General features: G+C 73.4%; 15 protein-coding genes. 10 read left to right on the forward strand and 5 right to left on the reverse strand.

Annotated elements, in window-relative coordinates; translation table 11 throughout:
* Window positions 1-50: 50 nt before the first annotated feature.
* The 3 genes from KHP12_RS00205 (at window position 51) to KHP12_RS00215 (ending at window position 6544) form a co-directional block, all read left to right on the forward strand.
* The gene (locus tag KHP12_RS00205; RefSeq protein ID WP_211831208.1) at window positions 51-2807 is read left to right on the forward strand and encodes an AAA family ATPase; all 2757 of its coding nucleotides are present in this window, start codon (window positions 51-53) and stop codon (window positions 2805-2807) included.
* Window positions 2797-5607 carry a helix-turn-helix transcriptional regulator gene (locus tag KHP12_RS00210; RefSeq protein WP_211831209.1) on the forward strand — a complete coding sequence of 937 codons (2811 nt, stop codon included), beginning with the start codon at window positions 2797-2799 and terminating at the stop codon, window positions 5605-5607. The genes KHP12_RS00205 and KHP12_RS00210 overlap by 11 nt, the downstream gene beginning before the upstream one ends.
* Window positions 5608-5938: 331 nt before the next feature.
* Window positions 5939-6544 carry a LuxR C-terminal-related transcriptional regulator gene (locus KHP12_RS00215; RefSeq protein ID WP_051573486.1) on the forward strand — a complete coding sequence of 202 codons (606 nt, stop codon included), beginning with the start codon at window positions 5939-5941 and terminating at the stop codon, window positions 6542-6544.
* 78 nt (window positions 6545-6622) lie between these two features.
* Here KHP12_RS00215 and KHP12_RS00220 read toward each other — a convergent pair whose 3' ends face one another.
* The gene (locus KHP12_RS00220) at window positions 6623-8308 is read right to left on the reverse strand and encodes a PucR family transcriptional regulator (RefSeq protein ID WP_086886141.1); all 1686 of its coding nucleotides are present in this window, start codon (window positions 8306-8308) and stop codon (window positions 6623-6625) included.
* 202 nt (window positions 8309-8510) lie between these two features.
* On the opposite strand from KHP12_RS00220, the gene KHP12_RS00225 reads away from it, so the two are divergent.
* From KHP12_RS00225 to KHP12_RS00235, 3 genes are all read left to right on the forward strand, one after another.
* Window positions 8511-9770, forward strand: a complete 1260-nt coding sequence (locus tag KHP12_RS00225) for an aspartate aminotransferase family protein (protein ID WP_037957403.1) — start codon at window positions 8511-8513, stop codon at window positions 9768-9770.
* A gap of 88 nt (window positions 9771-9858) precedes the next feature.
* Window positions 9859-11331, forward strand: a complete 1473-nt coding sequence (locus KHP12_RS00230; RefSeq protein ID WP_086886140.1) for an NAD-dependent succinate-semialdehyde dehydrogenase — start codon at window positions 9859-9861, stop codon at window positions 11329-11331.
* A gap of 138 nt (window positions 11332-11469) precedes the next feature.
* Complete coding sequence (locus tag KHP12_RS00235) at window positions 11470-12882, forward strand: CAP domain-containing protein (RefSeq protein WP_086886139.1); 1413 nt, start codon at window positions 11470-11472, stop codon at window positions 12880-12882.
* Window positions 12883-12918: 36 nt separating this feature from the next.
* Here the strand turns inward: KHP12_RS00235 and KHP12_RS00240 are convergent, their stop codons facing one another.
* Window positions 12919-13662: a peptidoglycan-binding domain-containing protein gene (locus tag KHP12_RS00240; RefSeq protein ID WP_244203453.1), complete on the reverse strand. Its 744-nt coding sequence runs from the start codon at window positions 13660-13662 to the stop codon at window positions 12919-12921.
* 183 nt (window positions 13663-13845) lie between these two features.
* Here KHP12_RS00240 and KHP12_RS00245 point away from each other — a divergent pair, with 183 nt between their 5' ends.
* Entirely contained in the window at window positions 13846-15099 is a 1254-nt protein-coding gene (locus KHP12_RS00245; RefSeq protein ID WP_086886090.1) for an FAD-dependent oxidoreductase, read from the forward strand.
* 59 nt (window positions 15100-15158) lie between these two features.
* Here KHP12_RS00245 and KHP12_RS00250 read toward each other — a convergent pair whose 3' ends face one another.
* Both KHP12_RS00250 and KHP12_RS00255 read right to left on the reverse strand, forming a co-directional pair.
* Window positions 15159-16679: an amino acid permease gene (locus KHP12_RS00250; protein WP_086886089.1), complete on the reverse strand. Its 1521-nt coding sequence runs from the start codon at window positions 16677-16679 to the stop codon at window positions 15159-15161.
* Window positions 16680-16738: 59 nt separating this feature from the next.
* Window positions 16739-17746 (reverse strand): hypothetical protein, encoded by a 1008-nt coding sequence (locus tag KHP12_RS00255; RefSeq protein ID WP_086886088.1) that lies wholly within the window; start codon window positions 17744-17746, stop codon window positions 16739-16741.
* 266 nt (window positions 17747-18012) lie between these two features.
* Here KHP12_RS00255 and KHP12_RS00260 point away from each other — a divergent pair, with 266 nt between their 5' ends.
* The 3 genes from KHP12_RS00260 (at window position 18013) to KHP12_RS00270 (ending at window position 22251) form a co-directional block, all read left to right on the forward strand.
* Window positions 18013-19509, forward strand: a complete 1497-nt coding sequence (locus tag KHP12_RS00260; protein WP_086883317.1) for an FGGY family carbohydrate kinase — start codon at window positions 18013-18015, stop codon at window positions 19507-19509.
* Window positions 19510-19573: 64 nt separating this feature from the next.
* Window positions 19574-21001 (forward strand): NAD(P)/FAD-dependent oxidoreductase, encoded by a 1428-nt coding sequence (locus KHP12_RS00265; RefSeq protein ID WP_086883337.1) that lies wholly within the window; start codon window positions 19574-19576, stop codon window positions 20999-21001.
* Window positions 20998-22251: an NAD(P)/FAD-dependent oxidoreductase gene (locus KHP12_RS00270; protein WP_086883318.1), complete on the forward strand. Its 1254-nt coding sequence runs from the start codon at window positions 20998-21000 to the stop codon at window positions 22249-22251. The genes KHP12_RS00265 and KHP12_RS00270 overlap by 4 nt, the downstream gene beginning before the upstream one ends.
* A gap of 7 nt (window positions 22252-22258) precedes the next feature.
* Here KHP12_RS00270 and KHP12_RS00275 read toward each other — a convergent pair whose 3' ends face one another.
* Window positions 22259-22648: an RNA-binding S4 domain-containing protein gene (locus KHP12_RS00275; protein ID WP_037957154.1), complete on the reverse strand. Its 390-nt coding sequence runs from the start codon at window positions 22646-22648 to the stop codon at window positions 22259-22261.
* Window positions 22649-22674: the final 26 nt, after the last annotated feature.

A 22674-nucleotide genomic window follows, 5' to 3' on the forward strand; every position in this document is an offset into this window, starting at 1 on the left:
CGGCGGTTCGATGACAGGGGCACGACCCATCCCAGGCATATAGTCACACCATGCAGCTCAACGGGCTCCCGTTCCCCGGCCGTGAACGAGAGCAGGCCATGCTTGCCCAGACCGTCGCCGACCTGGGCCGGGGCCGTTCCTCGGTGGTGACACTGATCGGCCGGCCCGGTTACGGACAGAGCCGCCTGCTGAACCTCGCCGCCAGGCTGGCCGAGGACCAGGGCTTCCGGGTGCTGCGCGCCAAGGCGACCCCCGGCGAGCGCGATGTGCGCTACGGCGTGGTGGGACAGCTGCTGGCCCCGATGGACGGACTCACCGACGGCTCGATGAAGGCCCTGACCGGGCAGGGGCCCGAGAGCCGCTTACCGGGCCTGACCGAGTTGCTGCGGACCGCCAGAGAGCGGCCCACACTGCTGGCCGTCGACGATGTGGAATGGCTGGACCCGGCCTCGGTGCGCTGGTTCGGGGCGCTCATCCGGCGGCTGCCCGACGCCCTGATCGTCCTCCTGCTGAGCGGCACCGGCCGGCTCCGCCCCGGCGCGTGCCCCCTGTCCACCGCGCCGCAGCAGGTGATCACCCTCGAATGCGAACTGGCCCCGCTCGCCCCGCGCGACGTGGCCGCCACGGTCGCGCTGATCTGCGGCCGCCCCGGCGACCACGCCTTCATCTCCGCGGCCCTGGAGGCGAGCGCGGGCAACCCCGAGGTGCTGTCCGAGGCACTGCGCCGCTTCACCAAACACGGCTACCCGCCGGTCGCCGGGCGCGTGCCGGAACTGACCACCATCACCGAGGCCGTGGGCGGTGAACACGCCCTCCGCGTGCTCGGGGGGCTGTCCGACACGGCCGTCGCGCTCGTCCGCGCGCTCGCCGTCTGCGGCGATCTGCTGGATCTGTCCCTGCTGTTCGCGCTCGCCGGCCCCCGCGCCGCGAGCGAGCCCGGCCTGCCCGAAGTGCTCCAGGAGAGCGGGCTCGCCATCGCCTCCGGAACCGGGCTCCGGCTGAGCCGGCCCGAGGCGCGCAGCTGGATCCTCGCCGAGATGCCCGGTGACGAGCGGGCCGAACTCCACGCCCGCGCCGCCGAGCTGGCCTACCGGGCGGCCGTGGCCGACGAGGACATCGCCCGGCTGCTGCTCGCCGCCCGCCCGGTCGACGAGCCCTGGGTGATCCCCGTGCTGCGCCGCACCTGCGCCGCCGCGCTGCGCGCGGGCCGGACCGCCCAGGCCATCGCCTGTCTGTCGCGGGCGCTGGAGGAGCCGCTGGACCCGGTGCCGCGCGCGCAACTGGGCATCGAACTCGCCGCCATCGAAGTGCTCGCCGCCCCCGAGGCCGCCGGCCGCCGGCTGGCGGAGATCATCCGCACCGGCGACGGCGGGCCCGGCCGGACCCGGGCGCGCGCCGCCGACCTCGGGCTCTCCCGCGGCGACGACAAGGCGCTGCGCCGCGCGATCGTCGACGTGCTGCCCTCGATCGACGGCGAGGAACGGGGGGCGCTGGCCGGGCTGTTCTGGCTCACCGAGTCCGACGGGCAGGACGACACCGATCTGATCCCGGACGGGATACCGCCGCTGCCCGACGACCCCACCTGCCCGGCGCAGGCCGCGGCGCGCGCCTGGCGGCTGGCGCTGCGCGGGGCGGACCTGCCCACCGCCCGGGCGCTGGCCCACCGGGTCTTCACCCTGGACGGCGGCGCGGGCGCCCTGATCCTGCCCCGGCTCGCCGCCGCCCGGACCCTGCTGCTGACCGACGACCTGGACGAGGCCGAGGTCCGGCTGGACATCCTCCACACCGACCTGCGCAGGCGGCACGCCCGCGCGGCCGCCGCCCAGGCCCTGGCCGTCCGCGGCGAGCTGAACCTGCGGCGCGGCCGGCTCGACATGGCCGAACGGGACGTGGCCGCCGCCGAGCGGTCGCTGCCCCGCTCCCTCTGGCACCGCCACACCATCCCGTATCTGCTGGCCGTCCGGATCCTCATCGCCCTGGAGAACGGCGATCTCGGCCAGGCCGGTGTGCTCGCGGCCGCCTCCGCCCCCGCCGAGTCGCGCGAGGGCGCCTCCTGGGGCTACCTGCTCTTCGCCAGGGCGCTGGTCGCCGTCAAGGACGACCGGCCGCCCGAGGCGGTGGAGCTGTTCCGGGCCACCGGCAGATGGCAGTTGGGCCGCGGGCGGATCAACCCCGCCCTGATGCCGTGGCGTTCGATGGCCGCCCGGGTCCACGACGCCCTCGGCGACCACGAGGAGGCACGGCGGCTCGCCGACGAGGAGCTCGCGCTGGCCCGGTTGTGGGGTGCCCCCAACACGCTCGGCTGGGCCCAGCTGGGCGCCGGACGGGTGGCCCGGGAGGGGCGGGTCGAGCGGCTCCGCGAGGCGGTGGCCACCCTGCGCTCCACCCCGGCCCGGCTCGCCTACGCGGGGGCCCTGATGGAGCTTGCCACGGCCGAACTCGACACCGGGAACCCGCGCGCCGCGGCCCCCCTGGTGGCCGAGCTGTTCACCTTCGTCATCGCCCACCGGCCCTCCAGCAAGCTGGTCGCGAAGGTGCGCGAACTGTCCGAGCGGACGGGGCCCTCCGCCGTCCGCGGACGCGTCCCGCATCCGGCGTGGGCGACGCTGACCGAGCCGGAGCAGCGCACCGCCTCCCTCGTCGGACTCGGCCATGGCAACCGGGAGATAGCCGAGACCCTCTCCGTTAGCAGACGCACCGTGGAGCTGAGGCTCAGCGGTGCGTACCGAAAGCTGGGGATCGGCGGTCGCGCGGAGCTGATCGAGTTGCTGCGGGCGGCGCAAGGAGGGGGAATCGATGTTGCTTGAACGGGAGGCCGAGCTGGCGCAGGTCGCGGAGGCCCTGCGGGCCGCGGCGGCGGGGGACTCGTCACTGGTGTTGCTCACCGGCCCCCTGGGCACCGGCCGGACCGCGCTGCTGCACCAGCTGCCGATGCTCGCCGAGGGCGAGAAGATCAGGGTCCTGCGCGCCAACGCCGCGCCGATGGAGCAGGACTTCGACCTCGGCGTGGTCCGCCAGCTCTTCGACAGTCTGCTCACCGGCGTCCCGGAAGACCTCCGCGGGCAGCGCATCGAGGCAGGGGTCGACCTCTGCCGGACGGTCTTCTCCGACGACGCCCCGCCGCTCGACGAGAACGGGGCCGTCACCATCCCCGAGGAGGCGCTGTACGGCCTGCGCTCGGTGCTGGCCACCGCCGGTGCCGAGCGCCCGCTGCTCATCCTCGTGGACGATCTTCAGTGGGTCGACACCCCCTCGCTGCGCTGGCTCGCCTTTCTCGTCAAGCGGCTGCACGGGCTGCGCGCCGTGCTCGTCTGCTCCCTGCGGGACGGCTACCGGCGCCCCGGGGACCCACTGCTGGGGGAGATCGTCGAGGCGGCGCGGCGGGTGCTGCGCCCCGCGCCGCTGTCGCTCGGCGCCACCAAGGAAGTGATCCTCGAGCAGTTCGGCGTGCCGGGGGACGAGGAGTTCGCCCGCGCCTGCCACGAGAGCTCCGCGGGCAACCCGCTGTTCCTGAAGTCGGTGCTGGCGGACCTGGCCATGCGCGGCCACCGGCCCACCGCCGAGCATGCCGAGACGGCCCGCTCCCTGCGCCCCGCCCAGCTCCGCGAGCGGCTGGCCAGCTCCCTGCGCGCCCAGCCCCGGCCCCCGCGCGACCTGGCCGCCGCCATCGCGGTCCTCGGCGACCAGGCCGAGCCGGATCTGCTGGGCCGGCTGGCCGGGCTGGACCCGATCGGCTTCCTGGCCGCGCTGCGCGACCTCCACCAGCTGGGGCTGGTCGCCGCCGAGCAGGAGCCGCGCTTTCTCCACCGGGTGGTGCAGGACGCGGTCGAGTCCTCGATGACGGTGGCCGAACGGGAGCGGCTGCACGACGCCGCGGCGGCGCTGATGTACCACAACGGACGCCCCGCCGAACTCGTCGCCGCCCAGCTCTTGGCCGTCACCAGCTCCGACCACCCCTGGGCGGTGGAGGTGTTGCGGGCCGCGGCGGACACCGCGCTGCGCCGCGGCGCGCCCCGCACCGCCGCCCGCTATCTGCGCCGCGCCCTCCTGGACGGCTCGCTGACCGGGGAGGGCCGGGCCCGGCTGCTGATCGATCTGGCCACCGCGGAGCGCGGCTTCGACCCGGCCGCCTGTGAACGCCATATCTCCCAGGCGATCCCCCTGCTGACCACGGCCAGGCTCCGGGCCGCCGCGGCCCTGCGGATCTCGCCCACCATCGTGGGCCTGGGGCCCCCGTCGGTCATCGATCTGCTGCACCAGGTCGCCGAGGATCTGGGGCCCGCCGCCTCGCTGGAGGGCACGGCGCGCGATGTGGCGCTGCGGCTCGAGGCGCGGCTGCGGCACGCCGGACACGAGGACCCGGCGGAGCTGGCCGCGGCGGTCGAGCGGCTGTCCGTGCTGGGGGCGGAGCCGCCGCTGCTCACCTCCGCCGAGCGCGAGCTGACGGCGGTGCTGCTCAACGCGGCGGTGCTCACCGCCCGATGGCCCGCGGCCGAGGTCTCCCGGCTGGCCAATCGCATCCTGGAGCGCGAACCGGCCACCTCCGACCAGGTCCACACCCCGCTGCCGCTGGTGGTGATCGGGCTGGTGGCGGCCGATTCGGTACGGGGGATCAGCTCCTGGCTGGCGATGGAGCAGCAGACGCGGCGGCAGGGCGGCACGGTCGTGGACGCGCTCGTCAACGTTCAGCAGGCCATGGTGCTCAGCGCCCGCGGCCGCGTCGCCCAGGCACGTGAGTACGCCGAGCGCGCCGTGCGGCTGGCCGAGGTGCACTGGCAGGAGGCCGGGATCGTCTCCACCCTCGCCCTCACCCGCGTCGCCCTGGACCTCCAGGACTCCGCGCTGATCGAGCGGATTCTGGACGGCCCCGGGCGGCGCCGCTCCTCGAGCCTGGCCCTGACCGCGGCGCTGCAATTCGTCAAGGCGGCACAGGACGCCGAGCAGGGTCGCTGGTCCAGCGCCCTGGAAACCCTCCTGGCCTGCGGTCGGCAGCTGGAGGCTTCGGGCTGGCGCAATCCCGTGCTCTTCTCCTGGCGGCCCTGGGCGGCCGACCTCCACCGGCGGGTCGGCGACCCCCACGCGGCCGGGGCGCTGGCCGAGGAGGAACTGCTGCGGGCGACCGAATGGGGCGCCCCCGTGGCGCTCGGCCGCGCGCTGCGGGTGAAGGCCCGGTTGATCGACGGTGACCAGGGGATGCGGCTGCTGCGCGAATCGGTCGATGTGCTGCGTGCCTCGGCCAATGAACTGGAACTCGCCCGCACGCTGCTGCTGCTGGGCAAGCGGCTGAGGCCGGGATGCGGCGAGGCGGCGGCGGTACTCCGGGAGGCCGCGGCGCTGGCCTCGGCGTGCGGGGTGCCACGGCTGGTCGAGCGGATCCGCGCGGCGGACGGCAGCGGTGCGGCGGCCGCCCCGCCGGAGGCGACCCTCACCCGTACCGAACGCACCGTGACCTCTCTCGTCGGACGCGGTCTGACCAACCAGGAGGTCGCGGCCGAGTTGGGGGTGAGCTCCCGCGCCATCGAGAAGCATCTGACGAGTTCCTATCGCAAGCTGGGCGTCTCCGGCCGGCGCGAGCTCATCGAGCTGCTGCCTCGCATGCATTCGTGAACGGAGCGTTAACGGCGATAATTGGACGCTGTTTGACGAGGATTCGTGAACCGACCGTACCGGCCCACCGAAGGGGTGGGGTGCGGACCGAACCTTCGGGGCACCCCACCACGGGATTGGGTGGCCCCACCCCTGTTGACGTTGACTTCAGTACCCGCAGATCCCTAGTCTCAATTCTGAAATGAACATTCGGAATTGAATATTGGTATTCAATTCCGAATACTGAGAATTAGGAAGGGATGGCAGTCCCTTGGCATTGCCTTTACTATCGGATTCGGCTCGGCCAACCCCCCACGAGCTTGGACACGAGCAGACCGAGTACACGGATCTATTGCGCCAGTTCGATCAGCCAGGGGCGTGTGTCGTCTGTCTCGACCCGTCGCTCATCGTCCAGCAGGCGAACCGGGAATTCTTCCGGCAGTTCGACGACGCCTCCTCGGACGTATGCGGCCGTGACTTCTGTGACCTTGTCCACCCCAGCGTCCGGCAGGCGCTGAAGCGGCAGTTCACCCGGCTCCTCGACGGCTCCCGTCACCGGTTCACCACCCATGTGGTGGCCATCGGGGCCGAGGGGGCCGCCTTCACCAGCGGGCTCACCGCCGTGGCGGTGCGCGAGGGCACCGCCCATGTGGCCTCGATCCTCGTGGTGATGCGTCCCACGGCGGGTGGCGAGGAGGTGGAGATGGTCACCAACCGCAAGAAGCTCCTCACCGAGACCGAGGCGCGCATCCTGGAGGGCATCGCCGCGGGGCTCTCCACCATCCCGCTGGCCTCCCGGCTCTACCTCAGCCGGCAGGGTGTCGAGTACCACGTGACTCGGCTGCTGCGGAAGCTGCGGGTGCCCAACCGTGCGGCCCTCGTCTCCCGCGCCTACTCGATCGGCGTACTCAACGTCGGCTGCTGGCCGCCAAAGGTCGTCGACGACTTCATCAAATGACCCCCGCGCCGCGGAGGTCCACGGACGCGCCACGGCCGGCCCGGATTCGATCCGGGCCGGCCGTGGCGCGTCGCCGTCTCAGGACGGGGCCGGGCCCCGGGACAGCCGCAGCAGACGGAAGGCGGTGAGCGCCACATGGAGCTGGGTGCGCTGCTCACCCGACTCCAGATCGCAGCCCAGCACCCGCTCCACCGAGTGCAGCCGCTGGTAGAACGCCTGCCGGGACAGATTCGCGCGCTTGGCGGCCACCGTCTTGTTGCCCGCCGCGTCCAGGAACGTGTGCAGCACCGGCAGCAGATCGGTGCCGTGCCGCTCGTCGTAGTCCACCAGCCGGCCCAACTGCCGCTCCACGAACTCCTGGAGCCGCACATCGCCGCGCAGCGCGTACAGCAACTGCCGCAGCCCGATGTCGGACAGCTCGTGGAACGCCTTGTCCGGCGTCCCCGGAACGGCGGCGTCCGCGACCCGCGCCGCCTGCTGGAACGACCGGGCGGTCTGCGACAGGTCCGACACCTCGGAGCCGACGCTGATCACGGCGTCCGGCCGGGACTCCCGCACCGACCGGCTCAGCCGCTCCACCAGCGGCCGCCACGGCGTGGCGGCCGGCAGGGCCAGCAGCACCCCTATGTGGTCACCGGGCACCGCGCCGACCAGTACGGCGGCCCCGGCCGCCCCCAGCTCGTCCGTCAGCCGGTCCTCCAGCTCGGTCGTCTCCCCGGCGCCGGGGCCGGGGCTGACCAGCGTCACCATCAGCCGGCGGCCCGCGACCGGCACGCCCAGCGCCTCGGCCCTGGCCCGGGCCTCGCCCTTGGACCGGCAGCGCTGCTCCACCAGGTCCAGCAGCAGGGTGCGCTGGGCCCGCCGCTCCCAGCGGGTGTGATGGGTGAGCCGGGCGATGGTCAGGGCCGTGGCGGTGCGCTCCAGGACCATCGCGTCCTCGGGGCCGACCGCCGGGTCCCGGGCCCCGTCCGGGAGCATCAGCAGCCGCCCCCATCGCTCGCCCCGGTACTCCACCGCGGTCACCAGCCAGTCCTCCGGGCCGCTCAGCCCGGTCCGGTCGGGCGAGGGCGTGGCGCGCGAGCGCCGCTCCCAGCCGGACAGCGCCCCCTCCACCCCGCGCCCCGGCGACCCGCAGATGACGGCCTGGTGCACCAGGTTCTCCAGCACCACGGGGTGCCCGCTCATCTCGGCCGCCATGTCCACCACCTCCTCGGGCCCGGCGCCCCGCAGGGTCAGCGCGGTGAAGGTGTCATGGACGTCCTGGGCCCGGCGCAGGCTCTCCACCTGGCTGCCGACGATCAGGGAGTGGAGCACCTGGGTGACCTCCACGAAGTTCACCGTCCGCGAGAGCAGGACGAGCGGGAAGTCCCGCGCCAGACAGGCCCGTACCAGCTCCGAGGGCGGCCGGTGGTAGCGCCGCACCAGCTCGATGACCAGACCGGCGGCGCCGACGTCCGCGAGCTCGTCGACATACCGGCGGACCAGCGCCGGGTCCTCGGGCAGCGGCATCCCGGTGGTCAGCACCAGCTCCCCGCCCTTGAGGAAGGACGCCGGGTCGAGCAGCTCGGTGATGTGGACCCAGCGGACCGGCCGGGCCAGCTGCCCGTGGCCGGAGACCACCTCCGGCGCCCCGGCGGCCAGCACCGGAAGCCGCAGCACCTCGGCGAGGCTGAGCGGCGGACGCCCCGGGATCCGCGGGGGCTCCGAGGGGCGGGCCGGCGGCCGTCCGGCAGCGTCGTACGCGGTGCCGCCGAAGCCGTTCATGCCGCTCACTCTGGCAAGCCCGCGCGCCGGGCGCAACCACGATCCCGGTCGGTCTCTTGACAGGACCCGTCCTCGAGGTCGTTGACAGATCGTCCATAGCGATCACCACCCCGCGACACAGTGATCATTGTCCTGACCGGGTCCGCCCCCTCACCCTCGAAGTGTCCGAGCGCATCGCCGACCCGTGGGTGTGGGAGAGAACATGACCAATCTGTCGCCGCAGCTCCGTCAAGCCACTCCGGTGGTCGCCGTCCGCGGAGAGGGCGCCTACATCGACGGCGAGGACGGGCGGCGATACCTCGACTTCACCGCGGGCATCGGCGTCACCAGCACCGGGCACTGCCATCCGCGGGTCGTCGCCGCCGCCCAGGAGCAGGTGGGCACCCTCATCCACGGCCAGTACACGACCGTGATGCACCCGCCGCTGCGGCGGCTGGTCGAGAAGCTGGGCGAGGTGCTTCCCACGGGCCTCGACAGTCTGTTCTTCAGCAACTCCGGCAGCGAGGCCGTGGAGTCGGCCCTGCGCCTGGCCCGCCAGGCCACCGGCCGGCCCAACGTCCTGGTCTGCCACGGCGGATTCCACGGCCGCACCGTGGCCGCGGCCTCCATGACCACCTCCGGCACCCGCTTCCGCTCCGGCTTCTCGCCCCTGATGAGCGGTGTCGTGGTGACCCCGTTCCCCACGGCCTACCGGTACGGCTGGGACGAGGAGACCGCGACCCGGTTCGCCCTGCGGGAGCTGGACTACGTCCTACAGACCATCTCCCCGCCCGACGACACCGCCGCGATCATCGTCGAACCGGTGCTCGGCGAGGGCGGCTATGTGCCCGCCACCGAGGGCTTCCTCCAGGGCCTGCGGGAGCGGGCCGACCGCCATGGCTTCCTGCTGATCCTGGACGAGGTGCAGACCGGGGTGGGCCGCACCGGACGGTTCTGGGGCCATGACCACTTCGGCATCCGCCCCGACATCCTGGTCACCGCCAAGGGGCTGGCCAGCGGCTTCCCGCTGTCCGGCATCGCCGCCTCCGAGGAGCTGATGAGCAAGGCATGGCCCGGCTCGCAGGGCGGCACCTACGGCGCCAACGCCGTGGCCTGCGCCGCGGCCGCCGCCACCCTCGACGTGGTCCGCGAGGAGAACCTCGTGGCCAACGCCGAGGCCATGGGGGCACGGCTGCGCAGCGGTCTGGAGGACGTGGCCGCCAAGACCCCCGCCATCGGCGATGTGCGCGGCCTCGGCCTCATGCTGGCCAGCGAGTTCGTCACCGCTGACGGCGAGCCGGACCCGGCGACCGCGGCCCGGGTGCAGCGCGCCGCCGTGGACGAAGGGCTGTTGCTGCTCCTGTGCGGCGCCTGGAACCATGTGGTCCGGATGATCCCCGCCCTCGTCGTCGACGAAGCGGCGATCGACGAGGGTCTGCGCGCCTGGTCCGCCGCCGTCAGCGCCGGAACAGCGGACTCCTGACGCGCACCGCACACCACCCACGGGAGCCCGATCCGTCCGCCGGTCCGAACCCCTCGGGCCGGCGGCGGTCCGATAGGAGATTGCCCCTATGTCCACCCCCTCGTACCCCTCGGCCGCCGAGGTCCTCGCCGCGGTGCCCAAGCAGCTCTACATCGCCGGGTCGTGGTCCGACGCGGCGGGCGGCCAGACCATGCCGGTCGACGACCCGGCCACCGGTGAGGTGCTGTGCGACGTCGCCGACGCCTCCCCCGCCGACGGGCAGCGCGCCCTGGCCGCGGCCGCGGAGGCCCAGGAGAAGTGGGCGGCCACCGCGCCCCGCGCGCGCAGCGAGATCCTGCGCCGCGCCTATGAGCTGATCATGGAGCGCGCCGACGCGCTCGCCGCGCTGATGACGGCCGAGATGGGCAAGCCGCTGGCCGAGGCGCGCGGAGAGGCGGCCTACGCCGCGGAGTTCTTCCGCTGGTTCTCCGAGGAAGCGGTGCGCATCGAGGGCGGGTTCTCCACACTGCCGGACGGCAAGAACCGGATGCTGCTGATGCGCCGCCCGGTCGGGCCGTGTCTGCTCATCACGCCGTGGAACTTCCCGCTGGCCATGGGCACCCGCAAGATCGGCCCGGCAATCGCCGCGGGCTGCACCATGGTGCTCAAGCCCGCCCCGCAGACCCCGCTGTCCAGCCTGGCGCTCGCCGGGATCCTGGCGGAGGCGGGGCTTCCGGCCGGGGTGCTCAATGTGGTCACCACCTCCCGGGCCGGAGAGGTCGTGGAGCCGCTGCTGACCGGTGGACACATCCGCAAGCTCTCCTTCACCGGCTCCACCCAGGTCGGCCGCACCCTGCTCGCCCAGAGCGCGCCCGCGGTGGTCCGCACCTCCATGGAACTCGGCGGCAACGCCCCCTTCATCGTCTTCGAGGACGCCGACCTCGACGTCGCGGTCGAAGGCGCCATGACCGCCAAGATGCGCAACATGGGCGAGGCGTGCACGGCGGCCAACCGGTTCTTCGTCCACTCCTCCGTGGCCGCCGAGTTCGCCGACCGGCTGGCCCGCCGCATGGGCGCGCTGGAGGTCGGCCCCGGCAGCCGCCCCGGGGTCCAGGTCGGGCCGCTCATCGACCGGGCGGGCCGTACCAAGGTCGAGGAACTGGTCGCGGACGCCGTGGCACGCGGCGCCGAGGTCCTGGTCGGCGGCAGCACCCCCGAGGGCCCCGGCTGCTTCTACCCGCCCACCGTGCTCACCGGCGTCTCCCCGGCCAGCCGGCTGATGGAGACCGAGATCTTCGGACCGGTCGCGGCCGTGCTCACCTTCGACGACGAGGACGAGGCCCTCGCCACCGCCAACGCCACCGAATGGGGCCTGGTGGGCTATGTGTTCACCCAGGACCTCAACCGCTCGCTGCGGGTGAGCGAGCGGCTCGAGGTCGGCATGGTCGGCCTCAACACCGGACTGGTCTCCAACCCCGCGGCTCCCTTCGGCGGCGTCAAACAGTCCGGGCTCGGACGTGAGGGCGGCCGCGTCGGCATCGACGAGTTCCTGGAGTACAAGTACGTCGCGGTGCCGGTCTGACGGCTGCCACACTGCTGGGCCCTGTCCCGCGACGATTCGCCGGACAGGGCCCACGGCGCTCACCGGAACCGCCGGGGGCGCCCGGGCGTTGCCCTCATTGACGCGTTGCCTCCGGATACGCGGCGATGAGGAGCGGACATGGGCGAGTTGGTGCCCGGCGGGAACCAGGCGCTGCCCGACGGCGCGCTGACCATCCGGGTGCCGGGTCCGTTCGACCTGTCCGCGCTGATCACCGGCGAGGACGGAAAGGTCGCGGGCGACGGCGACTTCGTCTTCTTCAACCAGCCCACCGCGCCCGGCGCCCGGCTGGACGGCGACACCGTCACCCTGCGGCCGCGGGCGCTGCGGCCCGGCGCCGCCCGGGTCACCCTCGTCATCAGCCCGGCCGACCCGGGCACCCCGCTGGGGCGGCTCCCGGCGCCCGTGCTGAGCGTCCTGGACGAGCGCGGATCGCCGCTGGCCCGGTTCGCCCCGCCGCGCCCCTCGCAGGAGACGGTGCTGCTGCTGGCCGAGATCTACCGCCGTGGCGGCGGCTGGAAGGTGCGGGCGATCGGCCAGGGGTACGCCGACGGACTGGCCGGTGTGGCCCGGGACTTCGGGGTCGACGTCGCCGACGACGGAGCCACCGCGCCCGCGCCGCCCGCGCCCGCACCCGCGCCTCCCGCGTCCCCGCCTCCCGTGCCGGTGCCTCGCGTGCCTCCCATGCCTCGCGTGCCTCCCACGCTCGTTGCTCCCGCCCCGGCGTCCGCCGCCCCCGCGCCCGCCGGCGGGGCCTCGCGGCAGGCCCTCGACGTGGTGAACGCGGCGCGGGCCCGGTCCGGGGCCGCGCCCGTGGCCCTGGACGGACGGCTGACCGCGGCCGCCGAGGCGCATGCCCGGGCCATGGCCGCCCACGGTGCGCTGGCGCTGGAGAGCCCGGACGGGACCTCGCTCTTCCACCGGATCGCCGCGCACGGATACCGTCCGCTGACCATCGCCGAGCACATCGTCTCCGGGCCGCGCACCCCACGCGAGTTCGTGGACTACTGCCTCGAAGGTGCCGAGCGCCGGGGCCCGTTCGACGACCCGGCCGTCGTCCACCTCGGAATCGGCCGCGCCGACGGCTCCACCACCGGAGACGTCTACTGGACGGCGGTATGGGCCCGGCCGTTCACCCCGGACGGGCTGCTGCGGCTGGCCTCAGAGGTCATCGCCCTCACCAACGCGGAGCGCGCCGCCGCCCGGCTCGCGCCCCTCGCCCCGGACCCGCGGCTGACGGCGGCCGCGCAGGCGCACAGTGACGACATGGTGGCCCGCGACTTCTACTCCCACACCGGCCCCGAAGGGCATCAGCCCTGGGACCGGGCCAAGGCCGCCGGGGCCACCCACCGCGGCATCGGCGAGAACATCGCATGCGGCCAGCGCTCCCCGGAGGAGGTGGTGCGCGGCTGGATGAACAGCCCGGGCCACCGCGCCAACATCCTGAAGCCCGACTTCACCCACATAGGCGTCGGCCATGCCACCGGCAGCCGCGCGGGCACGTACTGGACCCAGGTCTTCGGCGCCGTCTGATGGCACCCCGCCCCTGACCGTCGATCGGCCGTCACCTCAGGTGCGCGACTCCAGACTGCGCCGGGTGGCACTCCCGTACACCCCGTTCGCGTCGCCCCGGATCCCGTACCACACCTGGAACCGGGAGACGGCCTGGGCCAGCGTCTGGTCGTACTCGCCGTTGACCTCCCCGTTCTGATACACGTTCGGGATCCGCAGCAGCCGCTTCTGGAGCTCGGTGACCTCCGGGCCGGTGCTCCCGAGGGTCAGCACATCGCCCGGGTCACCCGGCGGCGGCAGCTGGTCGTCCGGGGCCTGCGATGCGGGGGCGCTCGGTGTCTGCGGCGCGCCGGAGGTCGCGGGCGCGGTGGGCGCGGTCGGTGTGGCCGACGCGCCGCCCCCGGCCGCGCCGGACGCCGAGTCCCGGTCCACCATCACCACCAGCGAGAGGGCGACCCCCGCACCGAGCCCGGCCAGCACCAGCAGGGCGGCGCTGGGACGGCGCCGCCCGGCCGGTGCGGCCGGTGCGGGCGGTTGCTCAGGTGCGGGCGGTGCCTCCTGCGGGGTCCAGGCGTCGGCGGCGGACGGGCCGCCCGTCATCTCCTGGGTGTCGTCATCCGCCATGGGCGGCGCCTCGGGCGGGAGCTCGGTACCCGGCGGCCGGAAGAGGTCGAGCTCCTCCATCCACCCCTCGACCGGCCCCTCCGAGGCATCGTCGTACTCGGGTGTCGCGGGGAAGACGGCGGTCGGCTCGATCACCTGACGCCCGGCTGGTCGGTCCGGATCGGGTTCGGCTGCCATACAGACCTCCTTGTACGCCCCACACCATCAGGCGGGGATACGGACGCGGGCGCGGGAAGATTCAAGCCGATCGTGAACCGGAGGCCCCGGAGCCCCCGCGGCGCCGGTGTGGCGCGGCGCCGCGGGGTAACCCGTCCTGAGAGGGTGCCCATGGCCTCGGGGACGTCGAAGGGAGCCCATGAGATGGAGCGGACCACATGCTGTGTGGTGGGCGGCGGGCCGGCCGGGATGGTCCTCGGCCTGCTGCTCGCCCGGGCCGGGGTGGAGGTCACCGTCCTGGAGAAACACGGGGACTTCCTGCGCGACTTCCGCGGCGACACGGTGCACCCCAGTACGCTGCGGCTCCTGGACGACCTGGGCCTCGCCGACCGGTTCGCGGCGCTGCCGCAGCGGCATGTGCACTCCATCCAGCTGCCCATAGGACGGGGCGGCGAACTGTTCACGGTCGGCGAGATCGGCTCACTGCCGGGGAAGTACAACTACGTGGCGATGGTGCCGCAGTGGGACCTGCTCGATCTGCTGGCGGACGAGGCCAACCGCGAACCCAGCTTCCAGCTGCGGACGAACACCGAGGTGACCTCCTTCCTCATGGAGCGCGGCCGGGTCACCGGAGTGCGCTACCGCGACCGTACGAGCGGTTCCACCGGCGAACTGCGCGCCACCCTCACCGTGGCCTGCGACGGCCGGGGATCGCTCGCCCGTAACCTGCCGGAGCTCGGACTCCAGGAGTTCGCCTGCCCGATGGACGTCTGGTGGTTCCGGCTGCCGCGCGAGGAGAGCGACCCCCAGGGTCTGGTGGCCAATGCCGGCGAGCGCTTCCTCAGCGCGATGATCGACCGTGGTGACTACTGGCAGTGCGCGGCCCTGATCCCCAAGGGTGCCGACGCCAAGTGCCGCGCCGAAGGTCTCGACCGGTTCCTCACCGCGTTCACGGAGGCCACCCCGTGGATGCGGCGGGGGCCGGCCGACCGTGGCCCGGGCCCGCGGTCCTGGGACGAGGTGAAGCTGCTGGACGTACGGATGGACCGGCTCCGCCGCTGGCACCGTCCCGGACTGCTGTGCATCGGGGACGCGGCCCACGCGATGTCACCCGTGTTCGGGATCGGCATCAACCTCGCCGTCGAGGACGCGGTCGCCGCCGCCCGCCATCTGGCCGGACCGCTGCGCGAGGGCACCGTGGGCCTCGCCGACGTACGCGCCGTCCAGCGCCGCCGGTGGCCGACCACCGTGGCCACGCAGGGGTTGCAGCGGATCGCCCACGCCCGGGTGATCGGGCCGCTGCTGCAAGGGCGTTCACCGGCCGCCGGACGGGAGCCGCTGCGGCTGGCCGAGGTGCTCACCAAGGCGCCCTGGCTGAAGCGGGCCCCCGCGTACTTCCTCGCCTACGGTGCGGGCCGCGAGCGGCCGCCGGCCGAGTCGCTGCGCCGTTCCGGATGAACCGCTGAAGCCGGGTGCGGCAAGTCTTCCGCACCCGGCTTCACGCATACGGAGTACCTTCAGACGATGCCTTCGGCGATCTCCGCCTGTTCACGCGCCGTGCCGTACGCGGACGGCGTGTTGTACGAGCGACGGGCCACGAACCACCAGATGGTGGCCAGCAGCAGCACCACGGCCAGCGCGATCGAGGCGTAGTTCATCGAGTCCGCCGTCACCGGACTGGACTGCGGCAGACAGAACAGCACCGTCACCACCGCCACCCACACCACCGCGATCCAGCCCACCGGCTTGCTCCAGCGGCCCAGGCTCCACGGGCCCGGCTGGAACCGGTCCCCGGCGCGCAGCCGCAGGAAGATCGGGATGGCGTAGGCGGGGGTGATCCCGATGACGTTGATGGCGGTCACCGCGCCGTAGGCGGTTTCGGAGTACAGGGACGGCAGGGCCAGCACACACGCCACCGTCACCGACAGCCAGACCGCGAGCACCGGGGTCTGGGTACGGGAGCTGACCCGCTGCCACAGCCGTGAGCCCGGCAGCGCGCCGTCCCGGCTGAAGGCGAACACCATCCGGCTGGCCGCCGCCACCTCGGCGTTCCCGCAGAACAGCTGCGCCACGATGACGATGAGCAGCATCGCGGTGGCACCGCCCGTGCCCAGGGCGTCGATCAGGATCTGCGCCGGCGGCACCCCGGTGGCGCTTCCCTGCGTACCGGCGTAGTCCTGGATGGCGAAGGTGAGCCCGGCCAGCAGCACGAATCCGGCCACCCAGGACACCCAGATGGCGCGGACGATTCCCCGGGCGGCGTAGACGGAGGCGTTGGAGGTCTCCTCGGACAGATGCGCGGAGGCGTCGTAGCCGGAGAAGGTGTACTGGGCGAGCAGCAGTCCGATCGCGGTCACGTACAGCGGATTCGACCAGCCGGTGTCATTGACGAATTCGGTGAAGACGAATTCGGGCGACTGGTGGTGGGAGGGCACGATCGCCAGCGCGCCGACGATGATGGCGACGCCCGCCAGATGCCACCACACACTGACCGAGTTGAGCACGCTGACCAGCCGCACCCCGAACAGATTCAGCGCCGCGTGCAGCAGCAGAATGCAGATGAAGATGAGCATGGTCGATTCCGGTGTGGGATCGAATCCCCACTGGAGGTTGAAGAGCGCGCCGGTGAACAGGGCGGCGCCGTAGTCGATTCCGGCGATGGCCCCGAGCAGCCCCAGCAGATTGAGCCAGCCGGTGTACCAGCCCCAGGTCCGTCCACCCAGCCGGTCGGCCATGTAGTACAGCGCTCCCGAGGTGGGGTACGCGCTGGTCACCTCGGCCAGGGCGAGCCCGACGCACAGCACGAAGAGCCCCACTCCGGCCCAGCCCCACATCATCACCGCGGGGCCTCCGGTGTCCAGCCCGAAGCCGTAGAGCGTCATGCATCCGGAGAGAATGGAGATGACCGAGAAACTGATGGCGAAATTGCCGAAGCCGCCCATGCGGCGGGCCAGGACGGGTTGATAGCCGAGCTCACGCAGCCGCTGTTCGTCGTCCCGGTGGGGGGCGGGACGTGAACTCGACCATGCCGTGGACATGAATGTACCTCCGGAATGCTGGGGCGGGCGAGGGGTGGTACAGGTGGGGGGAAGTCGGCTCAGCCGCCGGCCCCGGGTCTTGACCCACGGGCGCCGGCCAGCGAGCGGACCCGGGCGCGAAGAAACATTTCTTCAGCCAGGGCGCGGTCGGCGGCGTCGCGGGTGCGGTAGGCCCAGGGGACCGGGGTGAAGTACGGCCCCAGCGCCTCGAAGACGCGGGCCGCGTCGGGGAACAGCAGCGCGCCCCACAGGGCGTGTGCCAGATGGTTGAGATCGAGCAGGGAACTCGTGGTGACATCGGCGTGGTCGAACCAGCCGTTCAGCGCGTTCTTCGCGTCCCGGGTGGCGTCCTCGGTGGCCCAGTGGAGGTCGAGGGCCTTCTCGTAGCCCCGTTCCTCGCGGTACCGCTCGACATGCACGTACAGCGGCAGCACCTGGAGCGCGGAGCCCTCGGGCGCGCCCGGGACCACCCACTGCACGAAGTTGACCGCCTCGGCCAGCGAACCCCCGGCCCGCCGGGCGTACACGAACTGAAGCATCCGGTGGTACGCCTCGCGGTTGTACGGATCGCGCCGGTGGGCCTCCGCCAGCAGTCCCCAGGGCCCGGGGAACAGCAGCGGACCCGGCGGGGCCACCCGGTGTTCCTCCTGCCGCTGCTTCTTGTCCAGCTGGGCCAGGGCCAGCAGACACACCCAGGGCACCGGATCCGCCGGGGAGTGATGCGCGGCCAGCTGGCAGGACTGCCACGCCTCCCGCCACAGCTCCCGGGTGCGGGGATGCCCCTCGCGGTGTGCGCGCACCGCGCGCTCCACCCCGACCCGGGTGTGCATCACCAGCGCCGCCACGCTCTGCGGCTCCTCGGTCCGCCACGCGTCCACCACAGTGGATCCGGCGGCGGCCGTGGCCAGCACCTGGGTGCGCTGGGTCCACAGCGACCAGGTAGGGGTCTCCGCGAGCAGATTGCGCATCGATATCCAGCGTCCGGTGCGCAGATCCTGCAACGCGACGCGCAGCCCGCCGTCATAGCCCGCAGGGTGGTACACGGGGCGGAACTCTTCCTCGGGCATCGGATGACTTTCGTACGGAGCTGACGTACCGGACGCGGGAAAACGAGGGGCCTGGGGGATGGTTTCAGGGATCTTATAGTCCCGGTGCAACGATTCGGGAACGGGGGACTCCGGTCAGTGCCCGAACGGGCCGTCTTGACGCCCGCCCCGCGCCTGCACCAGGCTTTCCGGCAAGATCCGCGCCCGTCCCGCGAGCGAGCCGCCCCCCCGAACCCACCGTCCTCCGAGCCCGAAGCGATCCGCCCGTCCCGAGCGAAGAACCGGACATGCTGCCTCCAGAGCGTCGCCACCGCCCCCCGGCCGACCCCGCGACCGGCCCGGTCCTCGCCATCGACCAAGGCACTTCGGGCACCAAGGCGCTGGTGCTCTGCCCCGAGCGCGGGGTGATCGGCTCCGCAGAGGTGCCCGTACGGCCCCGTTATCTGCCCGGCGGACTGGTCGAGGTCGAGCCGGCCGCGCTGCTCACCTCGGTCATCGAGGCCGGGCGCCAGGCTCTCACGGCCGCGGGGGAGCCGGTCGTGGCGGTGGGTCTGGCCAACCAGGGCGAGACCGTGCTGGCCTGGGACCCCGTCACGGGAGAGCCGCTGACGGACGCGCTGGTCTGGCAGGACCGACGGGCCCACACGGTGTGCGAGCGGCTCGCGCCGCACGCCGAGACGTTGCGCGAACTCACCGGGCTGCCCCTCGATCCCTACTTCGCGGCGCCCAAGATGGCGTGGATCCGGCGCCATCTGACCGGCGAGGGCGTGGTCACCACCAGCGACGCCTGGCTGGTCCACCGGCTCACCGGCGCGTTCGTCACCGACGCCGCCACCGCCGGGCGCACCGGACTGCTCGACCTCGACCGCGTCGCCTGGTCCCCGAAGGCCCTGGAGCTCTACGGGCTGACCGCCGAACGGCTGCCGCGTGTCGTCGACGCCGCCGGGCCGGTCGGCACCACCACGGCCTTCGGCGGCGAGGCCCCGCTCACCGGACTCCTCGTCGACCAGCAGGCCGCCCTGCTGGCGCAGCGGGTGACCGAGTTGGGCACCGCCAAGTGCACCTACGGCACCGGCGCCTTCCTCCTCGCCCAGACCGGCGACCAGCCCCGGCGCGGCCCCCATGGCCTGGTCTCCTGCGTGGCCTGGCGGTTCGCCGGGCGCACCAGTTACTGCCTGGACGGGCAGGTGTACACCGCCGCCTCCGCGGTGCGCTGGCTCAGCGACCTGGGGGTGATCCAAGGGCCCCAGGACCTCGACCCGGTCGGGGGAACCGTGCCCGACACCGGGGGCGTCACCTTCGTACCGGCGCTCGCCGGACTCGCCGCGCCGTGGTGGCGCGGCGACCTCAAGGGCTCGCTGACCGGGCTCGGCCTCGACACCACCGCCGGACATCTGGTGCGCGCCCTGTGCGAGGGCATCGCCGCCCAGGTCGTGGAGATCGCCGAGGCGGCCGCCTCCGACCTGGGCGCGCCGCTGACCGTCCTGCGCGTCGACGGGGGACTGACCCGCTCCGGCCTGCTGATGCAGACCCAGGCCGATCTGTTGCAGCGGCCGGTGGAGGTGTCGGCGCTGCCGGACGCCACGGCGCTGGGCGTGGGCGCCGCCGCGCGGATGGGGCTCGACCCGGGCCTGACGGTGGAGGAGGCGGTCCCCACGTGGGAGCCCGCCGCCGTCTACGAACCGCGGATCACCGCGGAGCGGGCCGCCGAGCGGCTGGCCGCCTTCCGCTCGGCCGTGGCCGCGCTGCTGGACCACGCGCCGACGGCCGCCGCCCACGACTGACCCGGGCACCAGGAGCCGTGTCCACCACCGAGCAGCCGTGTCCACCACCGAGCAAGGGACCAGCATGACCGTTACGACCACGGGTGACCTCCCCGACGAGGTCTACGACGTGGCCATCATCGGCGCCGGGGTGGTCGGCGCCGCCATCGCCCGCGAACTGGCCCGGTACCGCTTGCGGATCGCCCTCGTCGAGGCGTCGAACGACGTCGGCAACGGCACGTCAAAGGCCAACACCGCGATCCTGCACACCGGCTTCGACGCCACCCCGGGCACCCTGGAGGCCCGCCTGGTGCGCGAGGGTTACCAGCGGCTGACCGCCTACGCCGCCGAGACCGGCATCCCGCTCGAACCGCTCGGCGCGCTCCTCGTCGCCTGGGACCGGGAGCAGCTCGCCGCGCTGCCGTCACTCGCCGAGAAGGCCGCGCGCAACGGCTACGACGAGACGGTCATCCTCGACGCGGACGCCGTCCACGCCCGCGAACCCCACCTCGGACCGGGCGCCCTCGGCGCGCTCGAGGTCCCCGGCGAAAGCATCATCTGCCCCTGGACGACGACGCTCGCCTACGCCACCCAGGCGGTCCGCGCGGGTGTCGACCTGCATCTGAACTGCCCGGCAGGGGCCATCACCACCGGCGCGGACCACCACGAGATCGCCACCCCGCGCGGGGTGCTGCGCACCCGTCATCTGGTCAACGCCGCGGGGCTGTACTCGGACGAGATCAACCGGCGGCTCGGCCACGAGGAGTTCACCGTGACCCCGCGCCGCGGCCAGCTCATCGTCTTCGACAAGTTCGCCCGCGGCCTGGTCGACCACATCCTGCTGCCGGTGCCCACCGCGCTCGGCAAGGGGGTGCTGGTGTCGCCGACCGTGTACGGCAATGTGATGCTCGGCCCCACCGCCGAGGACCTCGACGACAAGACGGCCACCGGATCGTCGGCCGACGGACTGGCCTCGCTCCGCGAGAAGGGCGCGCGGATCCTGCCGGAGCTGCTGGAGGAGGAGGTCACCGCCGTCTACGCCGGACTGCGCGCCGCCACCGAGCACGGCGACTACCAGATCCACGCCGACCCCGGACGGCGGTATGTCGCCGTGGGCGGCATCCGCTCCACCGGGCTCACCGCCTCCATGGCGATCGCCGCGCATGTGGCGGAACTCCTCGGCGACTGCGGTCTGGACCCCGGGCCCGAGCGGGAGATCGAGCCCGTGCGGATGCCCACCATCGGCGAGGCGTTCCCGCGCCCCTACCAGCGCGCCGACCTCATCGCCGCCGACCCCGCGTACGGCACCGTGGTCTGCCACTGCGAACGCGTCACCCGGGGCGAGATCCGCGACGCGCTGACCGCGACCGTGCCACCGGGCTCGCTGGACGGGATCCGGCGGCGCACCCGGGCCCTGGCCGGGCGCTGCCAGGGATTCTTCTGCGGCGCCGCGGTGCGGGCCCAGTTCGAGGCGGCCACCGCGGCCCAGGACCGGACGGAGGCCCGGCGATGACCCCCACCGACCGTACCCACCGCACCGTCGATGTCCTGGTCATCGGGGCCGGACCGGCCGGACTCGCGGTGGCCGCGCGGCTGGCCGCCGCCGGGGTGGACCGGGTCGAGGTCCTCGACCGCGAACAGCGCGCGGGCGGCATCCCCCGCCACTGCGACCACACCGGATTCGGACTGCGCGATCTGCGCCGGGTGATGACCGGACCGGACTACGCCCGCCACCACATCGCCGCCGCCATCCGCGCCGGAGCCGTGCTGCGCACCGGTGTCACGGCCACCGGCTGGGCGGCGCCGCGGACCGTGGACATCACCGGACCGACCGGCCTGGAGCGGATCACCGCCACGGCCGTCGTCCTGGCCACCGGCGCCCGGGAACGCCCGCGCAGCGCCCGGCTGGTGCCCGGCACCCGGCCGGCGGGTGTCTTCACCACCGGGCAGTTGCAGCAGGCCGTCCATGTGCACCACCAGAGCGTCGGCCACCGCGCCGTCATCGTCGGCGCGGAACGGGTCAGCTACTCCGCGGTGACCACTCTGCGCCGGGCCGGGGCCGAGGTCGCCGCCATGGTCACCGACCAGCCCCGCCATCAGACCCACCCGGCGCGCCACCTCGGCACCCGGCTGCGCCACGGCGTATCCCTGGTCACCGACGCCACCGTGACCGAACTGACCGGCCGGGAGCGGCTGGAGAGCGTACGGCTGCGGCACCGGGACGGCAGGACCGCGGCCATCGGCTGCGACACCGTGGTGTTCACCGGCGACTGGATCCCCGACCACGAACTGGCCAGAAGCGCCGGGATCGCCCTGGACCCCGGCACCCGGGGCCCGGCCACCGACCCCGAGTTCCGCACCGGGGCCCCCGGGGTCTTCGCCGTGGGCAATCTGCTGCACCCGGTCGAGACCGCCGATATCGCCGCCCTCGACGGCCGGTTCGCCGCCGCGCCCGTACTGCGCCATCTCGCGGGTGTGCCATGGGCCCCGGGACCGCTGCCGGTGCGGGTCGAGGCGCCGCTGCTGTGGATCTCACCCAACCGGCTCACCCCGGACGGGCCCCGTCCGCCGCGCGGCCGGTTCACGCTGCGCACCACGCGGTTCCTCACCCGGCCGGTGCTCACCGTCAGCCAGGACGGCCGGACGCTGCACCGCGGGCGCCTTCCTCACACGGCGGCGCCCAACCGGCCGTTCCACCTGCCCGCCGACTGGATCGCCGGGGCCGACGCACACGGCGGCCCCGTGCGTATCACCGCGGACTGACCGGTTCTCAGCCGAGGCCCCCGGGCATACCGCGCAGCCGCTCCATATCGCGCCGGTCGCGCTTGGTGGGGCGGCCCGTCCCGCGGTCGCGCAGCCCGATCGGCACGGTGTGCTCGCGCGGAGGCGGAGGCGGGCTGTTGTCGATGTAGCACTCCACCGCCACCGGCGCCCCGACCCGCTTGCGCACGATGCGCGAGACGACCACGATCCGGTCGCGCCCCGCATGGCGCAGCCGCACCTCGTCCCCGGATCGCACCGTGTGCGCGGGCTTGACGCGCTCGCCGTTGACCCGGACGTGCCCCGCGCGGCAGGCCGAGGACGCCATGGAGCGCGTCTTCGTCAGCCGCACGGACCAGATCCAGCTGTCCACCCGTACGGACCCCTCGTCTGAAGCCATACCCCGACTCTAATGTCTAAGGTGCG

This window comes from Streptomyces asiaticus (genome assembly GCF_018138715.1).
Lineage (GTDB): Bacteria > Actinomycetota > Actinomycetes > Streptomycetales > Streptomycetaceae > Streptomyces > Streptomyces asiaticus.

What these genes read in the sequence shown, in the direction of transcription:
- KHP12_RS00205 (WP_211831208.1), top strand. Translation starts at nt 51, where the DNA reads ATGCAGCTCAACGGGCTCCCGTTCCCCGGCCGTGAACGAGAGCAGGCC.
- KHP12_RS00210 (WP_211831209.1), top strand. Translation starts at nt 2,797, where the DNA reads ATGTTGCTTGAACGGGAGGCCGAGCTGGCGCAGGTCGCGGAGGCCCTG.
- KHP12_RS00220 (WP_086886141.1), bottom strand. Translation starts at nt 8,308, where the DNA reads ATGAACGGCTTCGGCGGCACCGCGTACGACGCTGCCGGACGGCCGCCG.
- KHP12_RS00225 (WP_037957403.1), top strand. Translation starts at nt 8,511, where the DNA reads ATGACCAATCTGTCGCCGCAGCTCCGTCAAGCCACTCCGGTGGTCGCC.
- KHP12_RS00230 (WP_086886140.1), top strand. Translation starts at nt 9,859, where the DNA reads ATGTCCACCCCCTCGTACCCCTCGGCCGCCGAGGTCCTCGCCGCGGTG.
- KHP12_RS00235 (WP_086886139.1), top strand. Translation starts at nt 11,470, where the DNA reads ATGGGCGAGTTGGTGCCCGGCGGGAACCAGGCGCTGCCCGACGGCGCG.
- KHP12_RS00240 (WP_244203453.1), bottom strand. Translation starts at nt 13,662, where the DNA reads ATGGCAGCCGAACCCGATCCGGACCGACCAGCCGGGCGTCAGGTGATC.
- KHP12_RS00245 (WP_086886090.1), top strand. Translation starts at nt 13,846, where the DNA reads ATGGAGCGGACCACATGCTGTGTGGTGGGCGGCGGGCCGGCCGGGATG.
- KHP12_RS00250 (WP_086886089.1), bottom strand. Translation starts at nt 16,679, where the DNA reads ATGTCCACGGCATGGTCGAGTTCACGTCCCGCCCCCCACCGGGACGAC.
- KHP12_RS00255 (WP_086886088.1), bottom strand. Translation starts at nt 17,746, where the DNA reads ATGCCCGAGGAAGAGTTCCGCCCCGTGTACCACCCTGCGGGCTATGAC.
- KHP12_RS00260 (WP_086883317.1), top strand. Translation starts at nt 18,013, where the DNA reads ATGCTGCCTCCAGAGCGTCGCCACCGCCCCCCGGCCGACCCCGCGACC.
- KHP12_RS00265 (WP_086883337.1), top strand. Translation starts at nt 19,574, where the DNA reads ATGACCGTTACGACCACGGGTGACCTCCCCGACGAGGTCTACGACGTG.
- KHP12_RS00270 (WP_086883318.1), top strand. Translation starts at nt 20,998, where the DNA reads ATGACCCCCACCGACCGTACCCACCGCACCGTCGATGTCCTGGTCATC.
- KHP12_RS00275 (WP_037957154.1), bottom strand. Translation starts at nt 22,648, where the DNA reads ATGGCTTCAGACGAGGGGTCCGTACGGGTGGACAGCTGGATCTGGTCC.